General features: G+C 66.1%; 19 protein-coding genes. 10 read left to right on the top strand and 9 right to left on the bottom strand.

Going from position 1 to position 25,945, the window contains the following annotated elements; genetic code table 11:
* Positions 1-59: 59 nt before the first annotated feature.
* The 4 genes from U5A65_RS34230 to U5A65_RS34215 form a co-directional block, all read right to left on the bottom strand.
* Positions 60-1,001 carry an ABC transporter substrate-binding protein gene (locus U5A65_RS34230; RefSeq protein ID WP_233885521.1) on the bottom strand — a complete coding sequence of 314 codons (942 nt, stop codon included), beginning with the start codon at positions 999-1,001 and terminating at the stop codon, positions 60-62.
* A gap of 95 nt (positions 1,002-1,096) precedes the next feature.
* Positions 1,097-2,122, bottom strand: a complete 1,026-nt coding sequence (locus U5A65_RS34225; protein WP_321915772.1) for an ABC transporter permease — start codon at positions 2,120-2,122, stop codon at positions 1,097-1,099.
* A gap of 19 nt (positions 2,123-2,141) precedes the next feature.
* The gene (locus U5A65_RS34220) at positions 2,142-3,653 is read right to left on the bottom strand and encodes a sugar ABC transporter ATP-binding protein (RefSeq protein WP_321915771.1); all 1,512 of its coding nucleotides are present in this window, start codon (positions 3,651-3,653) and stop codon (positions 2,142-2,144) included.
* A gap of 152 nt (positions 3,654-3,805) precedes the next feature.
* Positions 3,806-4,567 (bottom strand): GntR family transcriptional regulator, encoded by a 762-nt coding sequence (locus U5A65_RS34215; RefSeq protein ID WP_321915770.1) that lies wholly within the window; start codon positions 4,565-4,567, stop codon positions 3,806-3,808.
* Between the two features lie 86 nt (positions 4,568-4,653).
* On the opposite strand from U5A65_RS34215, the gene U5A65_RS34210 reads away from it, so the two are divergent.
* The gene (locus U5A65_RS34210) at positions 4,654-5,952 is read left to right on the top strand and encodes an L-fuconate dehydratase (protein ID WP_321915769.1); all 1,299 of its coding nucleotides are present in this window, start codon (positions 4,654-4,656) and stop codon (positions 5,950-5,952) included.
* Between the two features lie 6 nt (positions 5,953-5,958).
* Here the strand turns inward: U5A65_RS34210 and tssA are convergent, their stop codons facing one another.
* From tssA to U5A65_RS34185, 5 genes are all read right to left on the bottom strand, one after another.
* Positions 5,959-7,068, bottom strand: coding sequence for a type VI secretion system protein TssA (gene tssA, locus U5A65_RS34205; protein ID WP_321949056.1), 1,110 nt, complete (start codon positions 7,066-7,068; stop codon positions 5,959-5,961).
* Complete coding sequence (locus U5A65_RS34200) at positions 7,065-10,994, bottom strand: type VI secretion system protein (RefSeq protein WP_321949055.1); 3,930 nt, start codon at positions 10,992-10,994, stop codon at positions 7,065-7,067. Before U5A65_RS34200 ends, tssA begins: the two co-directional genes overlap by 4 nt.
* Entirely contained in the window at positions 10,991-12,061 is a 1,071-nt protein-coding gene (locus tag U5A65_RS34195) for a DotU family type IV/VI secretion system protein (protein ID WP_321949054.1), read from the bottom strand. The genes U5A65_RS34200 and U5A65_RS34195 overlap by 4 nt, the downstream gene beginning before the upstream one ends.
* Positions 12,054-13,421 (bottom strand): type VI secretion system baseplate subunit TssK, encoded by a 1,368-nt coding sequence (gene tssK, locus U5A65_RS34190; protein WP_321949053.1) that lies wholly within the window; start codon positions 13,419-13,421, stop codon positions 12,054-12,056. The genes U5A65_RS34195 and tssK overlap by 8 nt, the downstream gene beginning before the upstream one ends.
* Before the next feature lie 89 nt (positions 13,422-13,510).
* Positions 13,511-14,008: a hypothetical protein gene (locus tag U5A65_RS34185; protein ID WP_321915764.1), complete on the bottom strand. Its 498-nt coding sequence runs from the start codon at positions 14,006-14,008 to the stop codon at positions 13,511-13,513.
* Between the two features lie 549 nt (positions 14,009-14,557).
* Between U5A65_RS34185 and tssB the strand changes: the two genes are divergently transcribed.
* From tssB to U5A65_RS34140, 9 genes are all read left to right on the top strand, one after another.
* Complete coding sequence (tssB, locus tag U5A65_RS34180) at positions 14,558-15,127, top strand: type VI secretion system contractile sheath small subunit (RefSeq protein ID WP_321915763.1); 570 nt, start codon at positions 14,558-14,560, stop codon at positions 15,125-15,127.
* 21 nt (positions 15,128-15,148) lie between these two features.
* Complete coding sequence (gene tssC, locus U5A65_RS34175; RefSeq protein ID WP_321915762.1) at positions 15,149-16,624, top strand: type VI secretion system contractile sheath large subunit; 1,476 nt, start codon at positions 15,149-15,151, stop codon at positions 16,622-16,624.
* Between the two features lie 133 nt (positions 16,625-16,757).
* Positions 16,758-17,264 (top strand): Hcp family type VI secretion system effector, encoded by a 507-nt coding sequence (locus U5A65_RS34170; RefSeq protein WP_321915761.1) that lies wholly within the window; start codon positions 16,758-16,760, stop codon positions 17,262-17,264.
* Positions 17,265-17,273: 9 nt separating this feature from the next.
* Positions 17,274-17,768 (top strand): type VI secretion system baseplate subunit TssE, encoded by a 495-nt coding sequence (gene tssE, locus U5A65_RS34165; RefSeq protein WP_321915760.1) that lies wholly within the window; start codon positions 17,274-17,276, stop codon positions 17,766-17,768.
* On the top strand, positions 17,752-19,539 hold the full coding sequence (gene tssF, locus U5A65_RS34160; protein WP_321949052.1) for a type VI secretion system baseplate subunit TssF: 1,788 nt from the start codon (positions 17,752-17,754) through the stop codon (positions 19,537-19,539). Before tssE ends, tssF begins: the two co-directional genes overlap by 17 nt.
* Positions 19,503-20,642, top strand: a complete 1,140-nt coding sequence (tssG, locus tag U5A65_RS34155; RefSeq protein ID WP_321939569.1) for a type VI secretion system baseplate subunit TssG — start codon at positions 19,503-19,505, stop codon at positions 20,640-20,642. Before tssF ends, tssG begins: the two co-directional genes overlap by 37 nt.
* Entirely contained in the window at positions 20,639-23,311 is a 2,673-nt protein-coding gene (tssH, locus tag U5A65_RS34150; RefSeq protein ID WP_321949051.1) for a type VI secretion system ATPase TssH, read from the top strand. Before tssG ends, tssH begins: the two co-directional genes overlap by 4 nt.
* Before the next feature lie 49 nt (positions 23,312-23,360).
* The gene (locus U5A65_RS34145; RefSeq protein ID WP_321915756.1) at positions 23,361-25,349 is read left to right on the top strand and encodes a type VI secretion system Vgr family protein; all 1,989 of its coding nucleotides are present in this window, start codon (positions 23,361-23,363) and stop codon (positions 25,347-25,349) included.
* 7 nt (positions 25,350-25,356) lie between these two features.
* Positions 25,357-25,902: a toxin-antitoxin system YwqK family antitoxin gene (locus U5A65_RS34140; RefSeq protein ID WP_321949050.1), complete on the top strand. Its 546-nt coding sequence runs from the start codon at positions 25,357-25,359 to the stop codon at positions 25,900-25,902.
* The last annotated feature ends 43 nt before the right edge of the window (positions 25,903-25,945 follow it).

Raw genomic sequence — 25,945 nt, 5'->3', positions numbered from 1 at the left:
CCAAAACAAAGAGGAAGAGCCGCAGCTCTTCCTCTCGTTTTGCGCTCGACCCAAACCAATCAGTCGTAAAGCACTGCAGCGATCTTCGGGTCGCTCATATTGGTTTTGTCGTACCAGTAAAAGCCCGTGTCGATTTTCTTCGGCAGCGTTTCGCCCTTCAACGCCTTCGCCGCAGAATCGACCACACACTTGCCGATACCGACCGGGTTCTGCGTGATCGCGCCCGCCATCAGGCCGGACATGATCGCTTCCTTTTGCTCCTTGCCCGAGTCGAAGCCGATCAGCACCAGTTTCTTGCCCGACTCCTTCACGCCAATCGCCGCGCCTTCCGCCGAGCCCTCATTGGCGCCGAAAATGCCCTTGAGGTTCGGGTTAGCCTGAATCATGGCCTTGGCGATTTCCGCCGACTTCAGGTGGTCCCCCGCGCCGTACTGCACGGAAACGATCTTGATGCCCGGGTGCTTCGTCTTCATCTCGTTGAGGAAGCCGTCGCGCCGGTCGATACCCGTGCGGCTCGTCTGGTCATGCACGATCACGCCGACTTCGCCTGCGTTGCCGATCATCTCCGCCATTTTGTCGGCGGCGAGCGCGGCGGCGGCGAGGTTATCCGTGGCGCAGGTCGTCAGCGGAATATCGCTGTCGACGCCGGAGTCGAACGCGATCACGGGGATCTTGCTGGACTGCGCGCGTTTTAGCAGCGGAACGGCGGCCTTGCTGTCGAGCGCGGCAATGCCGAGCGCCTGCGGTTTCTTGGCGAGCGCGGCAGAGAGCATGTCGATCTGCTTGTCGACCATGGCCTCGGTTTCAGGGCCTTCGAACGTGATCCGGACGTTGTTCGCCTTCGCCGACTGTTCCGCGCCGGACTTCACGGCTTGCCAGAACTGATGCTGGAAGCCTTTCGAAATAATCGGAATGTAGGGTTCCTCAGCATAGGTCAGGCTCGACGCGCCCACGAGCGCGCCCACTCCGATTACGGCACTGATGAGTTTTCTTTTCAACATGACGTTTCTCCTCCTAAGGTGGGCCATAGACCTCCAGCCGTTGAGGGAGTCTTGTTTTACTCCCCGTTCTTTCCGTGCTTCTTCCGTCTCCTCTTTCAACGCTTCTTGCGCCGCAAGATATCCGCATACACCGCGAGAATGATGATGAGCCCCGTTACCACGATCTGCCATTCCTGCGCGACCGACATGATGCGCAGGCCGTTCGTCAGCACGCTCATGATGAACGCGCCGATGATGGTGCCGAGTATCGTGCCCGACCCGCCGCTCAGCGACGTACCGCCGATCACGACCGCCGCGATAGCCTCCAGCTCGTAACCCTGGCCGAGCGCCGGCTGTGCAGAGTTCAGACGCGAGGCGATCAACAGTCCTGCAATGCCGCAAATCGCGCCGCCAAGACCATAGATCGCGATCTTCCAGCGATCGACATTCACGCCCGAAAGTCGCACGGCCTCTTCATTGCTGCCGAGCGCGAACGTATAGCGGCCAAGCGCCGTGCGGTTCAGCGTGATCGAACTCGCAATCGCGAGCACGAACAGAATCAGCACCGCGTTCGGCACGGGCACGCTGGGCAGGAAATAGCCGATCAGCGAGTCCTGCGAAATCATGTAGAAGTTTTCGGTGTCGGTGAAATAGATGGGCTTGTCCGACGAGACCACGAGCGAGAGTCCCTTGAGCAGCAGCATCATGCCCAGCGTGGCGATGAACGGCGGGATTTTCATCTTCGCCGTGAGCGTGCCCGAAATGGTTCCGCACAGCGCGCCCGTTACGATTGCGGCGAGCACGCCGATCCACATCGGCAAATGCCAATAGGTCAGGAATACGCCGCAAATCACGGCCGTAAACGTCATCAACGTGCCAACGGACAAATCGATGCCGCCCGTGATGATGACGAACGTGCTGGCAATGGCGAGCACGCCGTTCACAGCCGTTGCCTGCAGAATGCCGAGGATATTGTCCATCTGCATGAATGCAGGCGAAGCGAAGCTGAAAAAGATCAGCAGCAGGATCAAGCTGGCGAACGCGAGCATTTTCTGCAGCGCGGTAGGCGAGAAAATGCGCGCCTTTAAACCGGCCGACCGTTTCTGATCCGCCAGTGCTGCAGTATCCGATTGCATAGTCATGGATTCGACCTCTTGAGGCTCATGCCGCTTGCAAGGTTTCGCGCTGGGTCGCGAGATGCATGATGCGCTCCTGGCTCGCCTCGCTGGCGGAGAGTTCGCCAGTGATACGGCCTTCGCACATCACTACGATCCGGTCGCTCATGCGCAGGATTTCCGGGAGTTCCGACGAGATCATCACAATCGCCTTGCCTTGTTCCGCGAGCGCGCGCAACAGTTTGTAGATCTCGCTTTTCGCGCCAACGTCGATGCCGCGCGTGGGCTCGTCGAAGAACAGCACATCGCAGTTGCGCTCCAGCCACTTCGCAATGACGATCTTCTGCTGGTTGCCGCCCGAGAGCAGGCGCACCGGCTGCGTAGGGGAAGGCGTGCGAATGGCGAGGAGGCTGATGAAATGCGCCGCCGTCTTGCGTATCTGCATGCGGCGTAAAAACAGATTCAGCGAGAGAAATTTGCCGAGATTGGACATCACGATGTTCGATTCGACGTCCATGCCGGTCGCAAGGCCAAAGCGCTTGCGGTCCTCGGAGAGATACCCGATGCTGTGCGCGACCGCGTCGCTCGGCGTTTTGATCGACGCCTTTGCGCCTTTCACGAAGATCTCGCCGGATTCGACCGGGTCCGCACCGAACACCGCCCGCGCGACTTCGGTTCGGCCCGCGCCCATGAGTCCCGCAAACCCGAGTATTTCGCCTTTGCGCAACGTGAAACTCACGTCCTTCACGAGCGGGCCCGCGTTCAAATGCTTCACTTCGAGCGCGACTTCGCCCTGCTGCGCCGGCCCCTGATACGGCGCGACGTCGGCGAGCGTTCTGCCGACCATCATGCCGATGATGGCCTGCACGCTCGTATCGGCGGCGCCGACAGTGGCCACGTATTCGCCGTCGCGCAGCACGGTGACGCGATCGGCAATCTGCTTGAGCTCATCCATCTTGTGCGAGATGTAGACGACTCCCACGCCCCGCTCTTTCAACTGGCGAATGATGCGGAAAAGCTCGGCGATTTCCGCGTCGTTGAGCGCGGAAGTCGGCTCGTCCATGATGAGCACGCGCGAATCGTACGACAGCGCCTTGGCGATCTCGACCATCTGCTGGCTCGCGACGGTGAGCGAGCCGACCACGGTGCGCGGGTCGAGCTGCACGTGCATGCGCGCGAGAATCGCATGCGCCTGCGCATTGAGTTTGTCTTCGTCGAGAAAGAGCCCAAGACGGCCGCGCGGCTCGCGGCCAATGAACATGTTCTGCGCGACGGTCAAATGATTCATCAGCTGGAGTTCCTGATGAATGATGCCGACGCCCACAGCCTGCGCCTCGCGCGGGCTTGCAAACGCGACATGCTGGCCATCGTAGAGAATGTCGCCCGAGTCGCGCGTATAGACGCCCGCGAGAATCTTCATCAAGGTCGACTTGCCCGCGCCGTTCTCGCCCATCAACGCGTGCACTTCGCCCGCCATGAGCTCGAATTGCACTTCGTGCAGCGCTCTCACGCCAGGAAAGCTCTTGCTCAGCTTGCTAACGGAAATGAGCGGCGTCATGGCGCAAATCCGCAAAGAAAAGCCAGACACATTACCGGGGCCCCTTGATTCCGTGCGCGGCGAAGCTTCCGGCGCTGCACGAAGGTGGTTGAAGTACGGTCGTTGCTTGACGTAAGGCCAGGCTGCTTAGGGTACGCAGGTACTTAAGGTGCTTATGGCGCAAAGAGATCCGGCCGTGCTTTCGCCGACCGGCGCAACTCCTCGATCACCTGATCGAGATGGTCGTGCATGGCTTTCGCCGCCGCGTCAGCACGGCCGGCGCGAATGGCCTCGAAAATCCGTTCGTGTTCGTCGAGCGTATGAGCGAGACGCTCCGGGCTCGCCAACAATTGCCTTGCGCGATCGAGCGCGTTGCGCGACACCGCGACGATCTCCTTCACGCGCGGCAGGTTCACCGCGTCGAGCAGGATTTCATGAAACGCGAGATCGAGCTCATGAAACACGAGTCGCTGACCGTTTCCCGCGACCTTGCGCTGCTCGTCGAGATTGGCGGCCAGTGCGTCGATCGTGGCGCTATTCTTCATGCGCGCGACGCCGCGCACCGTTTCGACTTCGAGCGCGCTGCGAATGAACAGATGCTGGCGAATATCGTCGAGCGCGATCGGCTTCACGCGCGTGCCGCGCTGCGGCAAAACTTCGACGAGCCCCGCGTGCGCGAGCTTCGCCAGCGCGGCGGAAACCGGAAAGCGCGACACGCCCATGCGTTCGCAGACCGCCATCTTGTCGATCATCATTCCGGGTTCCAGCGCGAGCGTCACAATCGCTTCTCTGAGCGCCTGCTCGACCGCGTCAGTCAGACTGCCGCGCTCGCCGCCCCTGATCTTTTGCAGTGCGACATAAGGATTGCCGGCGACACTCGCCACTTCGGATGAAGAGTTCACGGCGCGCTTGATTTTGAGAAGACATGCTAGCATGCTAGGTAGCAGATTCAGCGTTGTCAACGCGTGCAAACGCCTGGTTTTCCCCTACCCGAAAGCCGTCCCTTCCATAGGGAGTTCGAATGACCACGATCAGCAAGCTTTCCGTTCGCGACATCCGCTTTCCCACTTCGCGCTCGCTCGACGGTTCCGACGCCATGAACGCCGCGCCGGACTACTCCGCCACCTACGTCACGCTCGAAACCGATTCTCCTGACAAATTCACCGGGCACGGCCTCACGTTCACCATCGGCCGCGGCAATGAAATTTGCGTGACAGCCGTGAACGCGCTCGCGCCTCTGATTGTCGGCAAGCGGCTCGAAGACATCACCGCGAATATGGGCGCATTCTGGCGCGCATTTACTTCGGATAGCCAATTACGCTGGATCGGCCCGGACAAGGGCGCGATCCATCTCGCTACGGCGGCGGTCGTCAATGCGGTATGGGATCTGTGGGCCAAATCGGTTGGCAAGCCGGTCTGGAAACTGCTCGCCGACATGAGCCCCGAGGAACTCGTGCGGTGCCTCGATTTTCGCTATGTGACCGATGCGATCACGCCTTACGAAGCGTTAGCCATTTTGCACCGTCACGCGAAGACGAAGGGCGCGCGCGAAGCGGAAATGCTCGCACAGGGCTACCCTGCCTATACCACCTCGGCGGGCTGGCTAGGCTACGACGACGACAAGATTCGCCGCCTCGCGCGCGAAGGCGTCGCGCTGGGCTGGACGCATTTCAAGCAGAAAGTGGGCGGCAATCTCGACGAAGACGTCCGGCGCGCACGCATCCTGCGCGAGGAAATCGGCGAGAACCTGAAGCTGATGATGGACGCCAACCAGGTGTGGGACGTGGACGAAGCCGTGGCGAACATGCGGCGTCTCGCGGAATTCGACCCGTGGTGGATCGAGGAGCCGACGAGCCCCGACGATATTCTCGGCCACGCGGAGATTCGCCGGCGTTTGGGGTCGATTGGGGTCGCGACGGGCGAGCATTGTCACAATCGCGTGATGTTCAAGCAACTGCTGCAGGCGCAGGCGATCGATTTTTGCCAGGTCGATGCCTGCCGCTTAGGTGGACTGAACGAAGTGATCGTCGTGCTTTTGATGGCGGCGAAGTTCGGCATTCCAGTGTGCCCGCATGCGGGCGGAGTGGGATTGTGCGAGTACGTGCAGCATATTTCGCTGTTCGACTATCTGTGCGTTTCGGCTTCGCTGGAGAACCGGGTGCTCGAGTATGTCGATCATTTGCATGAGCATTTTGTCGATCCGGTCGTGATCCGCAATGGGCGGTATATGCCGCCGCAGCGGCCTGGCTACAGCATCGAAATGAAGCCGGAGTCGCTCGAGAAATATACGTTCCCCGATGGTGAGGGGTGGCGGCCTTAAAGGCCTTTACTCGCTCTCTGGCAGCAACCCAAGCGCCGCCCCCAGCGCTCTGCCCCGCTCACCTGCCATCAACTCGGCCAGAAGCTCCGGCAGCGGCTTGCCGCCCCAATCGAGCGCCCGCTTGAGCATATAGGGCACCGGGCTGTGCGGCTCGTAGCGCATGAGGTAGTCCGCAACAACGGCCAGCAGCCTGTACGCCTCGTCGCGCGACTGAGGCACATCGAGCCTTTTCGGCCCCGTCGGCTCCTGCGCCGCGCCAGCCGGAGCAACCTGAACCGCTGCGGGCTCGAGCGCCGCCGGTTCCTGAATCGATGCGGCCTCAACCATCGGTACGTCCTCCCATTCGGGATGCTTCGTGAGCCAGTCGCGCAACACGCCCTCCATGCGCTCCAGCGTGTCCACCACCGCCCCGAACGACGGCGCTTCCGCGCCGAGCCGCTGCGTGCACCACGCATCCAGCTTCGCAATCGGCGCGCGGGCCGAGCGCAGCGCCTGCAACTGATCGCGCAGCGCGGCGGGCGCCGCTTCGTGCGCGGCCTGCGCCAGCGCCTGCGCCAACCGCGCGGCTTCCTCGCGCTTCGCCGCAGGCACGTCCTTGCGGTCTTTCACCGCAACGGCCTCGCGCTGCGCGCCCTGCCAGCGCGCAAGCGTCAGTGCCGTGCCATCGGGCCCCGCGCACAGCGCAATACGCCCGGCGAGCAAGGTCGGGAACTGCTGGGCAACCCATGCGAGCGGCGCGGCACGAAAACCCATGTCGCCGTCGCGCGGCAGCGGATGGATGTCGTCCGAATAGCGCGCACACAATTCGCTCAGCAATGCGAAGCAAGCCGGCAATGCAACACTGCCATAGCGTTGCAGCCAGCTTTCGCCGAGCCATGCGGCAAGCGTCAGATCCTTGCTCCGCCGTGCCAGGAGGTCCTCGCAGCCCGCTTCGACCGCAGCCCAGTCCGCGACCTTGAGCGTGGTTTGCCAGATACCCGCGGGCAGTGCCGGATCGTCCTCGCGGCGCGCCGCCTTGATCGCGTCGAACGAGGCATCGTGCAGCAGCGAGACGCCGGCGGGCGCATCGCCCGGTATGGGTTGAACGAGTGCTTCGATGTCGAATGCCGGGTTCATCCGTGCCCCGCCTGGGTGATCGAGTTGCTCGACGGATACGGTCCATAAGTGACCGCAGGCGTGCCGTACACGCTGTAGCCCGGCGCCGCGTATGGCAGGTCGGGCCACGTGAGCGCCGTTTTCGCTGCGCCCGTCATGCCCACGCGCATGAACATGCGCGCGGTTTGCGTGCCGCCGTTGCGGTCGCGCACCGGCACGCTCAGCACCATGCGCGCGCTTCCCGCTCCGGCTCCCGTGCCGCCATCCGGGCCATCGTCCGGCACCACGTGCAGGCGCACGAGGCGCAACAGCGCCCATGTGTCGTTTGCCGCCCAGGTGGCGGCTTCGCCATCGACGGAAAGCGTCGGCTGCGAAGCGTCCTGCATCGGCCGCCACGGGCCGTCCTTCGCCCAGCGCAGGCTCAGCGCGGCAGGCTGGCCCGGCGCCCAGCGCAGCGGCGTGCCGGCTACAGCGGGCCAGGCGAGCGTCTGGCTGCCGCTTGCGAGCGACCACTGGATCACCTGGTCCGCGCCGGCTTCGTCCGCGCGGTCGATGCGCCAGTCCACCGCCACGTCCACGCCCACGAGCGCGCCGTCCGCGCCGCGCGCCACCAGCGCGTCGAGCCAGGGCTTCGCGCGCGCGAGCTTCGCGAGAAACTGCTGCGCGCCCGCTTGCTGGCCGCCGCTCGCCGCCGCGGCGCTCATGCCGCGTTGCGCGTCCGCGAGTTTCGCGTCGAGCAGCGCCACGAACGCCGCCGTCTGGCGCAGGTCGGCGGCCTGCGCATTCGCGTCCGCCGAGAACGGGAAGCGCCCGGCCAGATACCGCGCGAAATAGCCGCGCAACTGTTCATAGGCCTCGCCGCCGGTGCCGATCTGCAGCCGGTAGCAGCGCTCGCGCGCGGATGAGACGAGCCGCATGCCCGCGCTCGAGACGATGTCGCCCGCGCCCGGCACATCGACCTGCGCTAGCGAGGCGCTGCACGTGTCGAGGTCCATCTTGTCGAGCTGGTTCGAGATGATCGACGGCACCGCCACCAGCGCGCTGGCCGGGCTGCGCGCGCGGTATTGCGCGAGGTCCGCGAAGAGCGCCTTCCAGCGCGCAACGAGCCGCGCATCCGCCGTGGAGAGCGGCGGGTTCTGCGCCGTGAGCCAGTCGAGCGCGCTCGACGCGAGCGTGGCCGTGTCGGCCACCGCGCCCGCCTGGGCGGCGAGATAGGTTTGCAGCGCTTCGGGCGTCGCGGCCCCAAACGCGCGCATCGACCCGCCCGCGTTGCCGTTCCAGGCCGAGAAGTCGCCGCGCACGGGCCGGAACGGTTCGAGCGATTGCAACTGCGCATCGGTCGCGCGCAGCACGTCCAGCGCGGCGTCGCTCACGCGCAGGGCGACCGCCTGTGCGAGATCGGGGCGGCCGAGCGAGTCGAACGCTTCCACGAGATCGGTCGCGTTCTTGCGCAGCGTGTCGAACGGTGCACCTTGCGTTTGCGGCGCATACGCGACGTTGCGCGCCCCATTCGGCGCCGCGGGCGCCGACAGCGCGGCGACCATGCTGTGCACGGTCGCGTTGCCTGCCGCAGCGAGGAGCGGCCCGCGCCACGCTTCGGGTGCCTGCGCCAGAAGTCCCGCTGAATATTGCTTGTAGGCCGGCAGGACTGCCAGCGCGCGCTGCGCCGAGTCCGCATCCACGCCGCGAATTTCGGCCATTGCACTGCCCGCGCCCGCAACGAACGACTGGCCGAGCAACGTGCGCAGCGCATCGCGCAGCGGCAGCAGGTCCGCCGCCAGTTGCAGCCCCGTGGCGGGATTGGAGACCAGCACGCCGGGCAGGTTGCCGCTTGCGAGCCAGCGTGCCGCGAATGCGCTTTGTTCGCTTTGCTCGTGCTCCAGCACGCTCGCCACCGGTGTCGCGCCGATCAGGCGCAGGCCTTTTGCCGTGTCGAAGGTCGCCGTGAGTCCCGGCACGAGTTCCTGGCCGTGGGTGCCCGCCCAGCCGTGGTCGGCGGTATCGACCTGGGTGGCGAGCGTGTCGATGCGCGTGGCCAGTTCGGAGAGCGAAGCGGTGGTGGGAACTGCGCCGGGCGCCTTGAGATCGGCGAGCATGGTCTGGATTTGCGCAGCGTTCGTCGTGAGCGAGGAGTCCTGATAAATGTCGTCGAACCAGCGGTCGAAGGTCTCCTCGAAGCACACGCTCGCCCGCGCTTGCGCGGCGCGCGCCTCGGTGCCGTCGAACGGCAGTTGGCCGCCTTCCACGGCGCTCGCGCGCACCGCGTCGTCGAGCCCAGCGCGGTCGGCCACATGATCGGGCGAAAAGCTCACGCCTACCGCCCCGCGCATGAGCTGCGCGAGCATGACGGTGTTGCCCGAGTCGCGCTCCACCAGCTCGTTGTAGTTTGTGATGAGCCGCTCGGTCTGCGCCGCGTTCGTGACGAGCCGCGTGCCCTGCGTATATTCGGGCAGGTCCTGGGGACGCCGCGCGGCGGCCGCGAGGCTCGCGTTGACGTCCGACCCAACGGGGGCGCCGGCGCAGTTCAGATCGGCGAGACGGCTGATGAGCCGCGTGCGCAGCGGTGTAAATACGAGCCCGCTCAGCACGTGGTATTGCGCTTCGTCGAGCCGCCGCCGCAGGCCGAAATACGACAGCGGCATGAACGGCGTGGCGAGTTGCCAGCGCGGCACCTTGACGAAGGCGTTCGCGGCGCTGCCCAGTGCGCCTGCCGCCGCCGCTTCGCCACCGCTCGCGCCCGTTTCGTGCCAGGCGGCGCTCGCGAGCGCCAGCGCGTCGTAGCTGCTGGCGAGCGCACGCGCGTCGCTGCGCACGTGCCACGTGGTCACGCCAAGCCCCACGCACCAGCACACGCCCAGCGCAATCGCGGCGAACGTGGCGATGCGGTAGCGGCGCATGCGCAGCGCGAGCACGCGCGGGATGGCGAGCGCGAGTCCCTGCCCCGGCATCAGCACGTCGTGCCACAGGCGCGACGCGAAGGCCGGTGCATCCTTGCGCGCCGCATTCGTGATGGCGGGCTCTTCGCGCTCCTGCGCCTGCGGCATCGCGCCCACGCACCAGATGCCGCGCAGGAGCGGCGCGGTGCCGTCGGCGGCGCCGCGCAAGGTCGGTTCGATGTGCTCGCGCAATGGCTCGCGCAGCGTGTCGATGCGCTGCGGCAGCAGGAACACGTCGCCGTCCAGCGCGCCGTCGAGCGTACCCATTTCGGTGACCGTCGCCGCGAGCGCGCGGCTCATGTCCGCGAACGCTTCGTCTACCCAGGCGGGCTCGAAGGCGCGCCGCGGCGCATAGGGCGAGGCCCAGCCCAGCGGCGTTTCGATGCGCTCGCGACGCAGGCGTGCCGCGAGCGCGTCGAAGCCCGGTAGCGCGTCGCAGCCCGTGACCACCACGTAGAGCGGCAGCATCTGCCCGAGCTGCCGTTGCAGCGCGAGCACCGTGCGCGACGCTTCGAGCGCGGCATCGGTATCCGCGCGCGCCGTGCCGTTTTCGTCGACGAGCGTATCGAGCGCGATCACCCACACGAGCGCGTCGAGCGGCCGCCCCGGCCGGTTGCGCAACAAGCCGCGCAGCAAACGCCCGCCGGTCGCGCCGCGCCGGCGCTCGGCGGCCGCGCGCGCGCCGAGCGAGTCGCCCGGCTCGGCAATCAGAATGCCTTCTGCGTCGTGCCAGAGCCTGCCGAACCAGGCTGGCTCGCCCACGCTCGCGAGGCGCCAGCCGCGTGCCAGCGCGTCGAGCGCCGCCGGTGTGCCCGTGGCCAGCACGCGCGGCACCGAGTACGGGTCGCGCACGCCCATCGCGTTGTGCGCCGCTCGCATCATGGCGGTGAAATTGCGCAGCGGCCTGCGTTCGTCGCGCGCGCGCACCCAGCGCACGACGAGCGCAGCCACGAGCCCCCCGATCAACAGTGCGATCAGGACGATCAGGATAACGATGAGTGTGCTCGTCATGGACGGGCTCCCCGTGGCGCGCCGTCCGTGTTTTCTTCACTGGCTTCGTCGGCGCTTTGCACGCTCACCGGGACGATGCGGCGCGCCGCGAGCGCGAGCGTCGAGGGCGTCGAGAGCGGCGAAGTGGAAACCGTCTGCGCCGCGGGGGTGTCCTGCGTTTGCGGCGCGAGTTGCTGGTTGGCGGGCGGAGCCGGCGGCCGCAGTCTGCGGATCGTCCTCGCGCGCGGCAGCACCATGCCGGTGGTGCTCGTATGGTTGATCTGCGACGGACGCCCTTGCATCATCGACACGGTTTCGAACTGTTCGAGCGATGGACGCACAGGCGCTGTCGCGTAGAGCCACAGCAGTTGCGACACGCCGAGCAGCACCGCGAATCCGCCGCCCACGAACAGCGCGAGGCGTGCGCGGTCTGGAAACATCTGCGTGAGCGGCCGGGTTTCGCGCGGCGCCAGCGCGGCGCGTTCGAGCGGCGCGCCAAGCCGGTTGGGCTCCGGGTCGCGCTGCATGGCGAAGGCGAACAGCGCATGGCGCAACTGGTCGTGGCGCAACGCGCCCGCTTCGCCGCGCAGGCGGCCGCGAAAGCCTAACGTGAGGCAGGCGAGATAGACATTGGCAAGATCGCGCTGCGCCGGATCGCGTTGCGCGAGCAGCGTTTCAATGGCGGCCGGAATGCGCTCGCCTGCCGCGCGCGTGCCGAAAATGCGCGCTTCGAGCGGCCATGCCTCCCATGCGCTCGCGCCATTCCACGCGGAAAACAGCAGCAATTCGTCGAGCAGCGCGACATAGGCGTATTGCGCGGCGGCAATGTCCGCTTCGCCGGCCGCGCCGGTCCACGCCATGGCGTCGCGCGCGAGCTTGCGCGTGGCGGACTGCAACTGCGTGGCAAGCGTGTCGGCCTCGCGCTGGGGATCGGCCGGTGGTTCGGCGTTGGCGGCGTTTGCTGCATTCGCCGTGCTCGCGGCCTGGGCCACGGCGCGCAGGCGCGCGTTCTCCGCAAAAGCGAACGCCACGACGAATGCGCGCATGAGCGGCAGGCGCTCGTCGTTCGGGTCGCCGGTGTCAAGCATTGTCGGCTCCCGTGGGGCGCGCGTCGTCGTCGGCGTCGCCCGTGGGCGTGAAAAGCTGCACGGCCCAGGGCGCGCGGCCTGGCACGCTCGTGCGGACCTCGATGCACAGCGGCTGCGCGCGGTCGAACCAGGCGTCCTCCACGCCCACCGCGAAGAGCGTGGTGTCGTCTCCGGTCGCGTAGGCGGCGCGCTCCTCGCGCGCGAGGCGGCGGCGCGCGAGGCCCCGCATGCGCTGCCGCGCGAGCGTGGGCACGTAGGGCCGCGACGCGACAACGGCATGATCGAGCCACACGCTCGCGTCGTGCTCGCCGGCGTCGGGCGGCATGCGCAAACCGATCACGAGTTCGCGCGCAACGTTGCCGCCGCTTTCGAATGGCGGTGCGATCCAGAAGCTGCCGCCCTCCTCGGTGAACGCACGTACGCGATAGCCCTGGCGGATCGTTGCGAGCGCTTCATCCGCCCATTCGAGCAGCGGATCGAACGACGCGAGCAGCGCCATGTAATCGAACGTCGCGAAGGCGGGCACCCCGCGCTCCGGGCGCAACGCCGCGAGCGCGCCCGTCATGCCGGCAACGGCGCGATACAGCTCGGCCGGGTGCGCGATGCCGGTGACGAGCGTCGCCTCCACTTCGGGCAGGCGGCTCCAGAGTGCGCAGAGCTGGCGCTCGATCTGCGCGGTGTCGTCGCGCTCCTCCGCACGCTGCGCCGCCTGCAGCCGCCCGGCCAGGAACACGCATTTCTCGCGTACGCGCAGCAGCAGCCGCATCACGCGCTGACCGAGCACCGAGTCGGCGCGCACGAACGGACACGGCGGCGCGTAGTCCGCAATCGCCACGCCGCCGCCCTGCTGCCTCACGCACATGAGCGGCAAGCGGTCGAATTCGTGACGGCCGAGATCGGTCATGAGGTGCAGGCGCGGCGACCATGTCGTGATCGAAGCGGGCTCGCCGCCCGAGACAAGATCGGGAACATCCGGACTCTCGCGCTGGGTGTAGCGCCCGGTCTGCGCATCGAGCTGCCCGCCGCGGTATAGCGGCGGCACCGCGAGATAGATCGTGACCGCTTCATCCGGCGCGCTGAACGCGTGGCTCACGTCGATCTCCAGCACCGGGTCGTGCGGCGTGTGGCGAATGGCGAGACCGTCGGCCATGATCGCCTCCAGCGCGCTGATGCGCACGAGCCCCTGGGCAAGCCCCGCGGCGTCGTGCTCGAGTGAAAGCACGCCCCAGTAATGCGCGCGTGCGGCGCTGGCCAGCAGCGCGGCGTGCCCCGCCGCGTGCAGCGCCTGAGTCTGGAAATGCTGCGGCAGCAAGGGCATGCCGTCGAACCAGCAGACCGGATCGGGAAACGAAGTTCGCATGATGTGTTTGCTTTCTATTGCTAAACGTTCCGTCGTTCAGTGTTGCCGCACCATTGCGCGACACCTTCACATGACACATTGGCGTCACATCAATGCGAGGCCTGCACGCTCAGATCCTGGTCGCCGAGCAGCAGCAGCGCGTGAGCGGGCCCCGTGTCGAGCCTCACGCGGTGCGCGCCCGGTGTCTGGTAGTCCGCGAACACCACGACGCCAGCGCCACGCTTGCCGCCAAACGGAAACGGCGCCGCGGCGATCTGCTGACCCGGCACCACTTCGAACGACACGACCGTAATGTCCTCGGGGTGATCGCGGCGCCATTGATCGCGCTGCGCGAACCACTTCGCCGAAGGCAGACCGAGCAGCGCGTCGAGCAACTGGGGATTGCGCACGAGCACGGCGTCCACGGCAATGGGCGTGTCCTGATTCGCTTGAATGGAAACGGCAATGGCCAGGGTATCCACCTGTACCTTGGGCAGCGACGAGCACGCCGCGAGCCACTGCGCGAGCGCAAGCAGCACGAGCGTGGCGGCGCGCCAGCCGTGCGGCTGCGCGGCGCGCGACGCGCCCGCGAATAACGTGGTGATCACTGCGCAATCCCCATTGTTTGCGTCGCCTCTTGTCTGCGATGCCTCCTGCCCGCGCGCAGGAGAATTCATGCTAGTTCGTATTTCTAATCAAGACGCATGTTCTGCTGCGCAAGGTGTTTTGCGCGTAGTCTACAAGCGCCCCACTTGTCATTGCAATAACGATTTTCTAATCGACCAATTCAAAAAGAATAAGTAAATAAACTTGAAAGGAATCCTGTATATGCGCCGTAAATATACTTTGAATTTCCCCGTTTACTGTTCTAAAGTCCTGACCGTCTATCTTCACGTCTCGCGCGACGAAGGACAAGCTGAGAACCAGGCAGCGCGACGCTTAATGCCGTGAATGCTCTCGTCTGACGAATCCGGGGGCATGCTTTAGCTGTGCTTTTTTCTGAAGGGCCGGGAGTGGATCGCGCAATCGTTTAATTACGTTTTGCGGCCCATTGTCGTCTTAAAGAAAATGCATCATGAAAAAGGCAGATTGACGACAAACGCGCATCTCCTCCCGTTGCACAACGCATTAGAAGAACGACCGCCACCGAGGTGACCATGGCCGACAGTACCCAGCACTGGTTCGAACGGAACCGACCGCCGCGTGTCCAGATCACGTACGACGTCGAAACGGGCAACGCCATCGAAAAGCGCGAGCTGCCGCTCGTCGTGGGCATTCTTGCCGACCTGTCCGGCAAGCCCGTCGAGCCGTTGCCGAAAATGACGGAGCGCCGCTTCGTCGACATCGACCGCGACAACTTCAACGACGTAATGAAGTCGATCGGGCCGCGCGTGACGCTGCAGGTCGACAACACGCTCGCCGCCGACGGCAGCAAGATCAACGTCGAGCTGAAGTTCGAGCATATCGACGACTTCGATCCCGTGAGCATCGTTCAGCAGATCGGCCCGCTCAAACAGCTTTACGACGCGCGGCTGCGCCTGCGCGACCTCCTCACCAAGCTCGACGGCAACGACGAACTGGACAAGCTCCTCCAGGAAGTGGTGCACGACCCGAAGGGGTTGAGCGAAATCCGCTCGGCGCACCCGCAGGACACGCCCACTGCGCAGTTGCCGCCGCCGGAGCCAGGCGACGCCCCTGCCCCTGCCAGCGACACGCCGGCGAGCTAAGCCCAACACGAGGAGACGATCATGTCCGACATTCAGGCCGCCGCGACCGCGCAGGCGGGTACGGTCACGCTGCTCGACCGCATCGTGCACGAAGGGCGCATGGCGCAATATGAGGAACAGCAGCAGCACGCGCGCGAGCTGCTCGCCGAGTTCGCGCTGCAGGTGCTCGACAAGAACATGACCATCAGCCGCGACACCGTGGCGATGATCAACGACCACATCCGCAAGATCGACGAACTGATCAGCGAGCAGCTCAATGAAGTGCTGCACCACCCCGACATGCAGGCGCTGGAGTCGTCGTGGCGCGGCCTGCACTTTCTCGTGAAAGGCTCGGAAACGGGCACGCGCCTGAAGCTGCGCCTCCTGAACGCTTCGAAGAAAGACCTGCAGAACGATCTCGAGAAGGCCATCGACGTCGACACCAGTGCGCTATTCAAGAAGATCTACGAAGAGGAATACGGCACCTTCGGCGGCTTTCCGTTCAGCGTGCTCGTGGGCGACTACTACTTCACGCGCCAGACACCCGACGTGAGCCTGCTCGAAAAACTCGCCTCCGTGGCCGCCGCCGCGCATGCGCCGTTCATTTCGGCGGCGCACCCGCAACTCTTCGACATGTCGAGCTTTACGGAGCTGGGCGTGCCGCGCGATCTCTCCAAGGTCTTTGAGACGATCGACATGGCCCGCTGGCGCGAATTCCGCAAGAGCGAAGACTCGCGTTATGTCGCGCTCACGCTCCCGCACATCTTGATGCGGCGTCCTTATCATCCGGACAGCAACCCGGTTGAGGGCATGAACTTCTTCGAGGACGTCGACGGCACGGACCACTCGAAGTATCTATGGGGCAACTCCGCGTACGCGCTTGCGCAGCGCATTACCAACGCATTCGCCCAATACAGCTGGTGCGCGGCGATTCGCGGCGTGGAAGGCGGCGGCGCCGTCGAGCGCTTGCCGGACCATATCTTCCAGACGGCCTCGGGCGACAAAGCCATGAAGTGCCCCACGGAAGTGGCGATCACCGACCGCCGCGAAAAGGAGCTCGACTCGCTCGGCTTCATCGCGCTCGTGCACAAGAAGAACGAGGGCATGGCCGTGTTCTTCGGCGGCCAGACCGCCTGCAAGCCGGCGCTCTACAACACGCCCGAGGCCACGGCGAACGCGCGCATTTCGGCCATGCTGCCGTATATCCTCGCGGCTTCGCGCTTTGCGCACTACATCAAGGCGATCATGCGCGACAAGGTCGGCAGCTTCATGACGCGCGATAACGTGCGCAGCTACCTCAACACGTGGATTGCCGACTACGTGCTCGTGAACGACAACGCGCCGCAGGAAATCAAGGCGCAGTATCCGCTGCGCGAGGCGCGTGTGGACGTGACCGAGGTGCCCGGCAAGCCTGGTGCTTACCGCGCGACGGTGTTCCTGCGGCCGCATTTCCAGCTCGAGGAACTCACCGCGTCGATCCGGCTCGTGGCGACGTTGCCGCCGCCGGCTGCCGCCTGATCCAGCAGCGACGACAAACGATTCGATGAAGACACGACGGCCAGGCGGCGCATGAGCGCCCCTGGTCCCTGAACGCGCCTGGCGCCGCGCACGCGGCCCGTGTGTTCCTTTACTGCTTCGGGAGCAGCAAACCATGGATTCGATCATTCTCGACCTGGGCGCCGATATCAAAGGCGAGTGCACGCTGGAAGGCTATGCCGACAAGATCGAGCTGATGTCGTACAGCCACAATGTGGCGATGCAGGTGACGAACGACGTCAGCAATTCGGAGCGCACGTCGGGCAAGCCCCATATCGGCGAATTCACCGTGACGAAGTTCGTTGACGTCGCCACGCCCACGCTCAACGAATATTGCTGCTCGGGCAAACCCATTGCCAGCGCGTCCGTCGTAGTGGGCCGCAACGCCGCCGAAAGCGACGGCAAGGTCATGCCGTTCATCACCTATACGCTGAACAATGTCGTGCTGAGCAACGTGAGCGTCTCGGGCGGCGCGGGCGGCAAGCCCGTGGAAACGCTCTCGCTGAACTTCACGAAGATCAAGTGGGAGTTCACCGCGCAGAAAGACGACGCCACCAAGGAAGGCACCGCGGCTTCCACGTGGGACCTGGCCGCGAACAAGGTCGTGAAGGCGGCGGGCTAGCGCGCGCCTGTGGCGAACGTCCGCCCCTTCATCGCCGTCGCGCCCATGCCGCTCTTCGAGCGGCTGGCCGACGATGCGCCTTTCGACGCGCACGAGTCCGTCGACGAACTCGCCGCGCGCACGCTCGATGCGGCGGGCTTGCGTGCGTCGGTCCGCGCGGAGCTGCTGCGCCTGCTCAATACGCGCCGCGGCACGCCACGCGTGCCACGCGCGCCGGACGTGCTGCTGTATGGCCTGCCCGACTGGAGCGGACAAAGCGCGGCGCGCGCGGAAGACCGGGCCGTGATCGAGCGCGAAGTGGCCGAGGCTATCCGCGCGTTCGAGCCGCGCCTTCACGGCCCGCGCGTGAAAATCGAAGCGGACGCCGCTGCGCCGTGGCGCCTGTGCCTGCGCATTCGGGGAACGCTGCGCGGCAGCGACGGCGTGGAGCACGTCGTCACCTACGTCGCCGGGCAGCATGGCGACACGCAGTCCATCGGGATCGTCGATGAACGACTCGCTTGATGCGCAACTGCTCGATTACTACCAGCGCGAACTGACCTATCTGCGCCGCGCGAGCGAAGGCTTTGCGCAGCGCTATCCGAAGATCGCCCGGCGGCTCGAACTCGGCCCCGGCGAAAGCGCCGATCCGAACGTCGAACGCCTGATCGAAAGCTTCGCGGTGCTCACCGCGCGCATCCAGCGCACGCTCGACGACGAATACACCACGCTCACGGATGGCCTGCTCGAACAGTTTTATCCGTACGCGTCGCGGCCCGTGCCTTCCATGACGATCGTGCAGTTCGAGCCCGACCCCACGCAAGGCAGCATCGCCGCGGGGTTTCGCGTGCCGCGCGACACGCCCCTCATGCACGTGGACGCGAGCGGCACGTCGATCCACTGGCGCACGAGCAGCGACGTCATGCTCTGGCCGCTTACCCTCGCCGCGGCCCAGTTGCTCGACGCCGAGGAAGCGCAGGCGCTCACGAGCAATGCGTCGCTGCAATCGGCGCTGCGTCTCACGCTGCGCAGCACCGGGCCGCACAAGCTGGGCACGCTGCCGATCGAGCGACTGCGGGTGCGCCTCACGGGCTCGCCCGTTACGTCCGCTGCACTCTACGATCTGCTCGGCGCGCACAGCGCCGCTACCTGGCTGCAAGCACCCGACGCAACGTTGTGCGCGCAACGAGGTCTGCCGAGCCCGGTTGGCTTCGACGAGAACGACGCGCTCCTGCCGCTCGAAGACGGCGCGCATCCGGCCTGCCGTCTGCTGGTCGAGTACTTCGCGTTTCCCGAGAAGTTCGCGTTTTTCGACCTGCCGTTCAAGCCGCCTGCCGATGCCGGTGAAAGCCTCGATCTCGTGATCGGCTTCACGGCGGCCCCGCGCGGACGCTTTACGTTGCACACCGACGATATCCAGCTCGGCTGCGCTCCCGCGCTCAATTTGTTCGGGCGCACCTCCGAACCGTTGCGGCCCGACGGCACCGCGCGCGAAATGCGCGTGAGTCCCGACGCGCACCGTGAATCGAGCACCGAGATCTACGCCATACGCAATGTGCGCGCCGTGGCCGGCCGCACGGTCACCGACGTGCCGCCCTGGTACGGCTCGATGCACGGTGCGGATTCTGCCGTCTACTGGTACGCGCGGCGCGTGAGCGGCCTGCATGCGTCGCGCCCCGGCAGCGATGTCATGCTCACTTTCGTCGACACGCGCTTCAATCCCGCCGCCCCTGCGGCGCGCACGCTCACCGCGGACCTGTTGTGCACCAATCGTCATCTGGCGCATCGGCTCGCGCCGGGCGCCGCGCTGTCGTTCGAAGTGCCCGGCCCCGTGGCGAAGGTGCGCATTGCGCATCGGCCCACGCCGCAGATCGTGGCCGCGCTCGACGGCACGTCGCGCTGGCGTCTCGTGTCGCAACTCGTGCTGAACCATGCGTCGATCGTGGAAGGCCCGCAGGCGCTGCAGTCACTGCGCGAAATGCTCATGCTCCACAATCTCGGTGCACATGCCCCCTCACAGCGCCAGATCGCGGGACTCGTGGCGGTGTCGAGCGAACCCATCGTCGCGCATGTCGGCTCGGACCGCTGGCGCGGCTGGCGCAATGGCCTTGGCGTGCGTATCGAACTCGACGACGCGAGCTTCGTGGGCGCGAGCACCGTGCTCTTTTCTGGCGTGCTCGCGCAATTCTTCTCGCTCTATGCGAGCGTCAACCGTTTCGTACAGACCTCGCTCGTACGCGACGGTCGGGAGATCCGCACATGGCGGCCGACGATGGGCAGCCCGCTCGTTCTCTGACACAGCGGCTGTTCGACGAGCCGCATGCGTTCGAATTCACGCAGGCCGTGCGCCTGCTCGAATTGCTGCAGCCGCATGCCCAGCCGCTCGGCACCGGCCTCGACCCCGGCCAGGAAGCGCTCGCGCTGAGCGGCAATCTCTCTCCCGCGTTTCCCGCGAGCGCGCTCGGGCCATTGCGGCGCGGCCTGCCGCGTTCGCTCGCTTTTGAGCCGCATGCGGGCGAAGAACCCGCCGCGCAATCCGAACATGCCGGGCCGCCTCAACTCCAGGTCAATGCGTTCGCGCTGGGCGGCCCGAACGGTCCTCTGCCCGGCGCGTGGCAGGAATGGCTGCAGGACCGGCTGCGCCGCAAAGACCGCTCGGCGGCGGCGTTTCTCGACATCTTCCAGCACCGGCTGCTGGCGCTGCTCTATCGCGCGCAGCGCAAGTACCGCAGCGCCGAACCGCTGCCGGCCACGGCGCAGCGTTCGGCTGACGTCGTGCTGCGCGCGCTCACGGGCAACGCCTCGCTGAGTTTGCTCCCGTACGGCAACCATCCAGTGCAAGAGGCGCAAGCAGCGCCGCCGCCACCCGAGCCGCTCGACATGCGCGCCGTACTGGCGCGCGCGGGCCTCTTTGCGAACCGCCGGCGTTCGCTCGCGGGTTTCGATGTGATGGTGCTCCATCACTTCCGCGTGCACGTTCGCTCCACGCCGTTCGCAGGCGGCTGGCGCACGTTGCCGAGCGCGAGCCGCACGGCCATCGGCTCCGGCGGCCGCAACCGGCGGCTCGGCCAGGACGCCGTTGCGGGCACGAGGATCTGGGACGAACACCAGGGCATCCGCGTGCGCCTCGGTCCGCTCAGGCGTGAGCAGTACGAAGCATTCCTGCCGGGCGCGCCGGCCCACGAAGCGCTGCACTCGCTGGCCGCCGAGTGGTTCGGCGCCGAACTCAAGGTACATCTCGAACTGCAGCTCGGCGCAGGCGAATTGCCGCGCGCACGCCTCGCACGGCACGCGCCTATGCGGCTAGGCTGGACCGCCTGGGCCGGCGCGGCGGAATCGGCGCCCGCGCGTCTCACGTGCCTTGCGCCCGACGACACTCAAGGGCGTACCGCGCCGTGACGCTCGATCTCAAGACGCTCGTTGCGCGCCTCGAGCGCGAGCCGCGCGAAGCGCTCGAACGCGCCGCGCAACAATGCCTGCGCGAGACGCATTTCGTGGTTGAAATCGAGCACTGGCTGCTCGCGCTCGCCGAACCCGAGGGCGGCGACTTCGCGTGCGTGCTGCCGCACTTCGGCGTGGACCGCGCCGCGCTCGCCGCCGAAATCCGCATCGCCATCGCGCGCTTCAAGCGCGGCAACACCGGCATGCCGTCGTTCTCGCCCGACCTGCTCGTGTGGCTCCAGGACGCGCTCGTGCAGTCCACCGTCGTGCTCCAGCAGCCACGCGTGCGTGCGGCGACGCTGCTCATCGCGCTGCTCGAAAACGACGCGCTGCGCGCTCGCACCGTGCATGCGGCGCCAACGCTGCTGCGCGTGGCGAGCGCGGCGCTGCGCGCCAACTTCGCTGTGTGGCTTGCGCCGAGCGAGGCGGCCGCGCCGCTTGCTCCGCTTGCGCCCCTCGTGCCGGCGCCGCCTGACGCGCCGCTCGAAGCCGCTATGGACGGCAACGCGAGCATCCCCGCGCTAGCGGGTGCGCTGGAGCCTGCCACGCCCACCCGCGCCCTGCTCGACCAGTACACGCTTGACCTGACCGCCGAAGCGCGGGCGGGACGCATCGACCCGATCATCGGGCGCAATGCGGAGATCCGCCAGACGCTCGACATCCTGTTGCGGCGGCGTCAGAACAACCCCTTGCTCGTGGGCGCGCCCGGCGTGGGCAAGACCGCCGTGGTCGAAGGCCTCGCGCTGCGCATTGCGGCGGGCGACGTGCCGCCGCCGCTTGCCGAGGTCTCGCTGCGCATGCTCGACCTCGCGCTGCTGCAGGCGGGCGCGGGCCTGAAAGGCGAATTCGAGCGGCGCCTGCGCGCGGTGATCGACGAGGCGCGGCACTCCCCGCGCCCCGTTGTGCTCTTCATCGACGAGGCCCACACGATGATCGGCGCGGGCGGCGCGGAAGGCGGCAGCGACGCCGCGAACCTGCTCAAGCCCGCCCTTGCGCGCGGCGAGCTGCGCACGATCGCGGCCACGACATGGCTCGAATACAAGAAGTACTTCGAGCGCGACCCGGCGCTCGCGCGCCGCTTCCAGCTCGTGCAGATCGAAGCACCCGACGAGCCCACGGCCATCGCCATGCTGCGCGCGCTGGCGCAAAAGTTCGAGGCGCACCACAGCGTGACGATTCTCGACGCCGCCATCGTCGATGCCGTGAAGCTCTCGCACCGGTACATCTCGGCGCGCCAGCTGCCCGACAAGGCGATCGCCGTGCTCGACACCGCCTGCGCGCGCGTGGCGCTCGCGCAGCACGACACGCCGCCGCAGCTCGAAGCGGCCCGGCACCGGCAGCGCGCGCTCGACGACGAACTGCTGCGCCTGCGCACGGAAACGGTGCTGGGCGCGAACCACTCGCAGCGCCTCGCCGTGCTCGAAACCGAACATGCGCACAACGCCGCGCTCGTCGAAACGCTGGAAGCGCGCTGGCACGATGAGGCGGCGACCGTGCGCGAGATTCTCGCGGTACGCGCGCGCCTTGCCGCCCTCGAAGCCGACCCGCGCGAGACTTCCAGCGCCGGCGCGCAGGAACCGCCAGACAGCGAGGATGCGAACGAAAGCAACGAGGCCGCCGATCCGCGCGAAGACCTCGCCGCCGAACTGGCGCGCCTTGAAAGCGGCCTCGAAGCGATTCGCGACGACGACCCCATGGTCCCGGTGTGCGTGGATTCGAAAACCATCGCTGCCGTGATCGCGAGCTGGACCGGAATTCCGGTCGGCAAGATGCTCGCCGACGAGGCCCACGCCGTGCGCACGCTCAAGGGCCGTCTCGCGCAGCGCATCGTCGGTCAAGACGCGGCGCTCGACCGTATCGCGATGCGCATTCAGGCCTGGCGCGCGGGGCTCGCCGACCCGTTGCGCCCGGTCGGCGTGTTCCTGCTGGTCGGGCCAACGGGAGTCGGCAAGACCGAGACGGCCTACGCCCTCGCCGACGCGCTCTATGGCGGCGAGCGCAATCTCATCGTGATCGATCTCGCCGCGTATCAGGAAGCGCATGCCGTCTCGCAGCTGCGCGGCGCGCCGCCGGGCTATGTGGGTTACGCGAGCGGCGGGCAGCTCACCGAGGCCGTGCGTAGGCGTCCTTATAGTGTCGTGCTGCTCGACGAGATCGAGAAAGCGCACGTCGATGTGCTCGAGGCCTTCTACAACGTGTTCGACAAGGGCGTGATGGAAGACGGGACCGGGCTCGTGGTGGATTTTCGCAACACTGTGATTCTCGCGACCAGCAACGTGGGCGCGGAACTGCTGCTCAATACGCCAGCCGCGACACTCGCCACCGACGCCTTTGCGCGGCGGCTGCACGAAGAATTGCTGCACGCGTTTCGCCCCGCGTTCCTCGCGCGCATGACTGCCGTGCCGTATGCCGCGCTCGACGACACCGTGCTGCGCGCCATCATCGAAAAGAAGCTCGAGCAGCTGCGCATGCGTTACCGCGACGCCACGGGCAAGCAGTTCGCCTTCGACAGCCGGATCATCGACGCCGTGCTCGCGCGCTGCCGCGCTGCGGGCGGCGCGCGCGAAATCGACAACGTGCTCATGAACGAGCTGGTCGGCACGCTCGCGCAGTGGGCGCTCGAATGACGATGCATCCAACCCGCCACACCGCATACAGCCAAACCTGATCCACGCGATGAACCGCCCCATCTCAGTCGACACCGACGCGCGCATCAGCCTGAGCGGAAGTGCGTTCAGCACGCTCTTTCCCGCCAGTTTCGAAGCGCGCGAGGCGTTGGACGCCCCCACCGCGCTGACGCTTCACGCCCATGGCGGATTGCCGCCGCCCGCGCCCTCGGGCATGACCGGCAATCATGCGACGCTCTCGCTCGCATGGGGCGAGTCGCCGCGCCTTATCGACGCCGTGTGCACGCGCGCCGCGCAGTTGCCCTCGACGGTGGACGCGAGCCACTTCACGCTGGAGCTGCGTTCGTGGCTCTGGCTCCTCACGCTCTCGCGCAATAACCGCATATTTCAGGGCAAAAACGCGCAGGAAATCATCCAGGCCGTTTTGGCGGGGCATAGCTTGACGGACTACTCGTTCTCGGTCACGGGCACGCCCGCCACGCGCGAATGGTGCGTGCAGTACGCGGAGTCGGATTTCGCGTTCGTGAGCCGTCTGTGCGAAGAGGAAGGCTGGTTTTACTTCTTCCGTCACGATACCGGCAGCCATACGCTCGTCATTGCCGACAGCAACGACGCCTTCACGCCGCTGCCCGGCGACGCGACGCTGCACTACACGGGCGGCACGAGCGGCGCGCGCGAATCGACGCAGATCGTTCACTGCGAGATCGTCGAAGAAACGGCCTCCGGCCTCTTCTCGCATACCGATTACGCGTGGGAAACGCCAAGCGCTCAGCTCTACTCGCAGGCACAAGCGGCATCGAACGGGCACAGTGTGTACGAGTACCCGGGGCGTTACGCCACCAGCAGCGACGGCTCCACGCTCTCCAAGCATCGCGTGGATGCACTGCGCGCGCCCACGCGGCTGCTCATCGGCGAAAGTGATTGCCGCGCGCTCGCGCCCGGCTGCCGTTTCACGCTGGCAGACCACGATTCCAGCGACGCCAACATCGAATGGGTCGTGCGCAGCGTGATTCACGAGGCCGATCACAGTCGCTATCGCAACCGCTTCGAAGCGTTTCCCTTCGCGACGACCTGGCGCCCCGCGCGCACGACGCCGCGCCCCTTCATGCCCACGCAGACCGCGACGGTGGTCGGCAAGAGCGGCGAGGAGTTGTGGACCGATCAGTATGGCCGCGTGAAGGTGCAGTTTCACTGGGACCGCGACGGCCAGAACGACGAACAGAGTTCGTGCTGGATTCGCGTGGCGCAGCCCTGGGCGAGCAAGCGCTTTGGCATGCAGTTCATGCCGCGCGTGGGCGACGAAGTCGTGGTGAGCTTTATCGACGGCGATCCCGACCGGCCGCTTATCACGGGCAGCGTGTATAACGGCGCGAACCTCCCGCCCTATACGCTGCCCGACAACCAGACGCAATCCGGCATCAAGACGAACACCTCGAAAGGCGGCAATGGCTTCAACGAACTGCGCTTCGAAGACAAGCAGGACAGCGAGGAAGTTTTCCTGCAGGCGCAAAAGGACCTGAACGCCAAGGTGATCAACGACGCCACGTGGACCATCGACCACAACGAAACCAGCACGATCAAGAACGATCGCACGCATACGATCAAGGAAGGCAACGATACCCTCTCGGTCGAACAAGGCAACCGCAGCACGACGGTGAAGACCGGCGACGAAACGGTCGACATCAAAGGCGCGCGCACCGTGAAAGCCGGCGGGAACGAAACGCGCACGGTGGGCGGCAATCTCGATCAGACCGTGACGGGCAACATGACGCTCACCGTAGACGGCAACCTCACCATCAAGGTAAGCGGCACGCTCACGCTGCAAAGCACGGGCAACCTCACGGCGAAGAGCGACGCGTCGCTCACGAATCAGGCTGCCGTGTCGCTCACGAATCAGGCCGGCACGTCGTTGACCAACAAGTCGGACGGCACGCTTTCGAACGAGGCGCAGAGCGTGACGAACAAGGGCGCCGTGCAGCAGACGGTGGACGGCGGCGGCATGCTGGTGGTCAAGGGCGGCATTGTGAAGATCAACTGAGGCGAACATGGAGACGATCCAGCCGGTCACGATAGAACGCGACGACACGCGCATTGAAGGCACGACGCTGGGCGGCGCGCTGCACGGCCCGGTTCGCATCGAATCCGAAGGACGTCCGGTGGCAATGATTCGTTATGCCAATGGTGTGCTCAGCGGTCCGGCGACCTATTTCTATCCTGAGGGCAACCCCTCGGCACAGGTGCAATATACGGGCGGCAAGCTCGACGGCAAGGCACTTTTCTATTTCCCCGACGGCAAGATCCAGCGCGAAGCGCACTATGCGCACGGCGTGCTGCACGGCATCTCGCGCACGTGGCTGGCCGACGGCACGCTGCTCGAAGAAGCGCATTACCGCAACGGAAAATTGCACGGAATCCTGCAGCGCTTCCATCCGAATGGTTGTCTTGCGTTGCGCCAACCGTTCAGCGCGGGCAAGCCGCTCGAAGCCGCGCAGCGCTATACCGACGACCGACGACCGATCGCGGCAGACGGCAAGCCGCTGCCGCGCTGGAAGCAATGGTGGCAATCGCTCGCCAATCCGTCTTCGGCTTGATTTCAGCCTGCGATTTCCGTACGACCGCGACGTATAAGGAGCC

Origin of the sequence: Paraburkholderia sp. J10-1 (genome assembly GCF_905220165.1) — a bacterium.
GTDB lineage: Bacteria > Pseudomonadota > Gammaproteobacteria > Burkholderiales > Burkholderiaceae > Paraburkholderia.
Note: the sequence above shows the minus strand (reverse complement) of the source record. Positions and strands in the feature narration are given on the sequence as shown.

Excerpts from the sequence above, each read along its gene's own strand:
- U5A65_RS34140 (WP_321949050.1), top strand. The coding sequence starts at position 25,357 with ATGGAGACGATCCAGCCGGTCACGATAGAACGCGACGACACGCGCATT.
- U5A65_RS34170 (WP_321915761.1), top strand. The coding sequence starts at position 16,758 with ATGGATTCGATCATTCTCGACCTGGGCGCCGATATCAAAGGCGAGTGC.
- U5A65_RS34195 (WP_321949054.1), bottom strand. The coding sequence starts at position 12,061 with ATGCTTGACACCGGCGACCCGAACGACGAGCGCCTGCCGCTCATGCGC.
- tssA (WP_321949056.1), bottom strand. The coding sequence starts at position 7,068 with ATGAACCCGGCATTCGACATCGAAGCACTCGTTCAACCCATACCGGGC.
- tssC (WP_321915762.1), top strand. The coding sequence starts at position 15,149 with ATGTCCGACATTCAGGCCGCCGCGACCGCGCAGGCGGGTACGGTCACG.
- U5A65_RS34145 (WP_321915756.1), top strand. The coding sequence starts at position 23,361 with ATGAACCGCCCCATCTCAGTCGACACCGACGCGCGCATCAGCCTGAGC.
- tssG (WP_321939569.1), top strand. The coding sequence starts at position 19,503 with ATGGCGGCCGACGATGGGCAGCCCGCTCGTTCTCTGACACAGCGGCTG.
- tssK (WP_321949053.1), bottom strand. The coding sequence starts at position 13,421 with ATGCGAACTTCGTTTCCCGATCCGGTCTGCTGGTTCGACGGCATGCCC.
- U5A65_RS34200 (WP_321949055.1), bottom strand. The coding sequence starts at position 10,994 with ATGACGAGCACACTCATCGTTATCCTGATCGTCCTGATCGCACTGTTG.
- U5A65_RS34210 (WP_321915769.1), top strand. The coding sequence starts at position 4,654 with ATGACCACGATCAGCAAGCTTTCCGTTCGCGACATCCGCTTTCCCACT.
- tssB (WP_321915763.1), top strand. The coding sequence starts at position 14,558 with ATGGCCGACAGTACCCAGCACTGGTTCGAACGGAACCGACCGCCGCGT.
- U5A65_RS34230 (WP_233885521.1), bottom strand. The coding sequence starts at position 1,001 with ATGTTGAAAAGAAAACTCATCAGTGCCGTAATCGGAGTGGGCGCGCTC.
- U5A65_RS34225 (WP_321915772.1), bottom strand. The coding sequence starts at position 2,122 with ATGACTATGCAATCGGATACTGCAGCACTGGCGGATCAGAAACGGTCG.
- U5A65_RS34220 (WP_321915771.1), bottom strand. The coding sequence starts at position 3,653 with ATGACGCCGCTCATTTCCGTTAGCAAGCTGAGCAAGAGCTTTCCTGGC.
- tssF (WP_321949052.1), top strand. The coding sequence starts at position 17,752 with ATGAACGACTCGCTTGATGCGCAACTGCTCGATTACTACCAGCGCGAA.
- U5A65_RS34215 (WP_321915770.1), bottom strand. The coding sequence starts at position 4,567 with ATGCTAGCATGTCTTCTCAAAATCAAGCGCGCCGTGAACTCTTCATCC.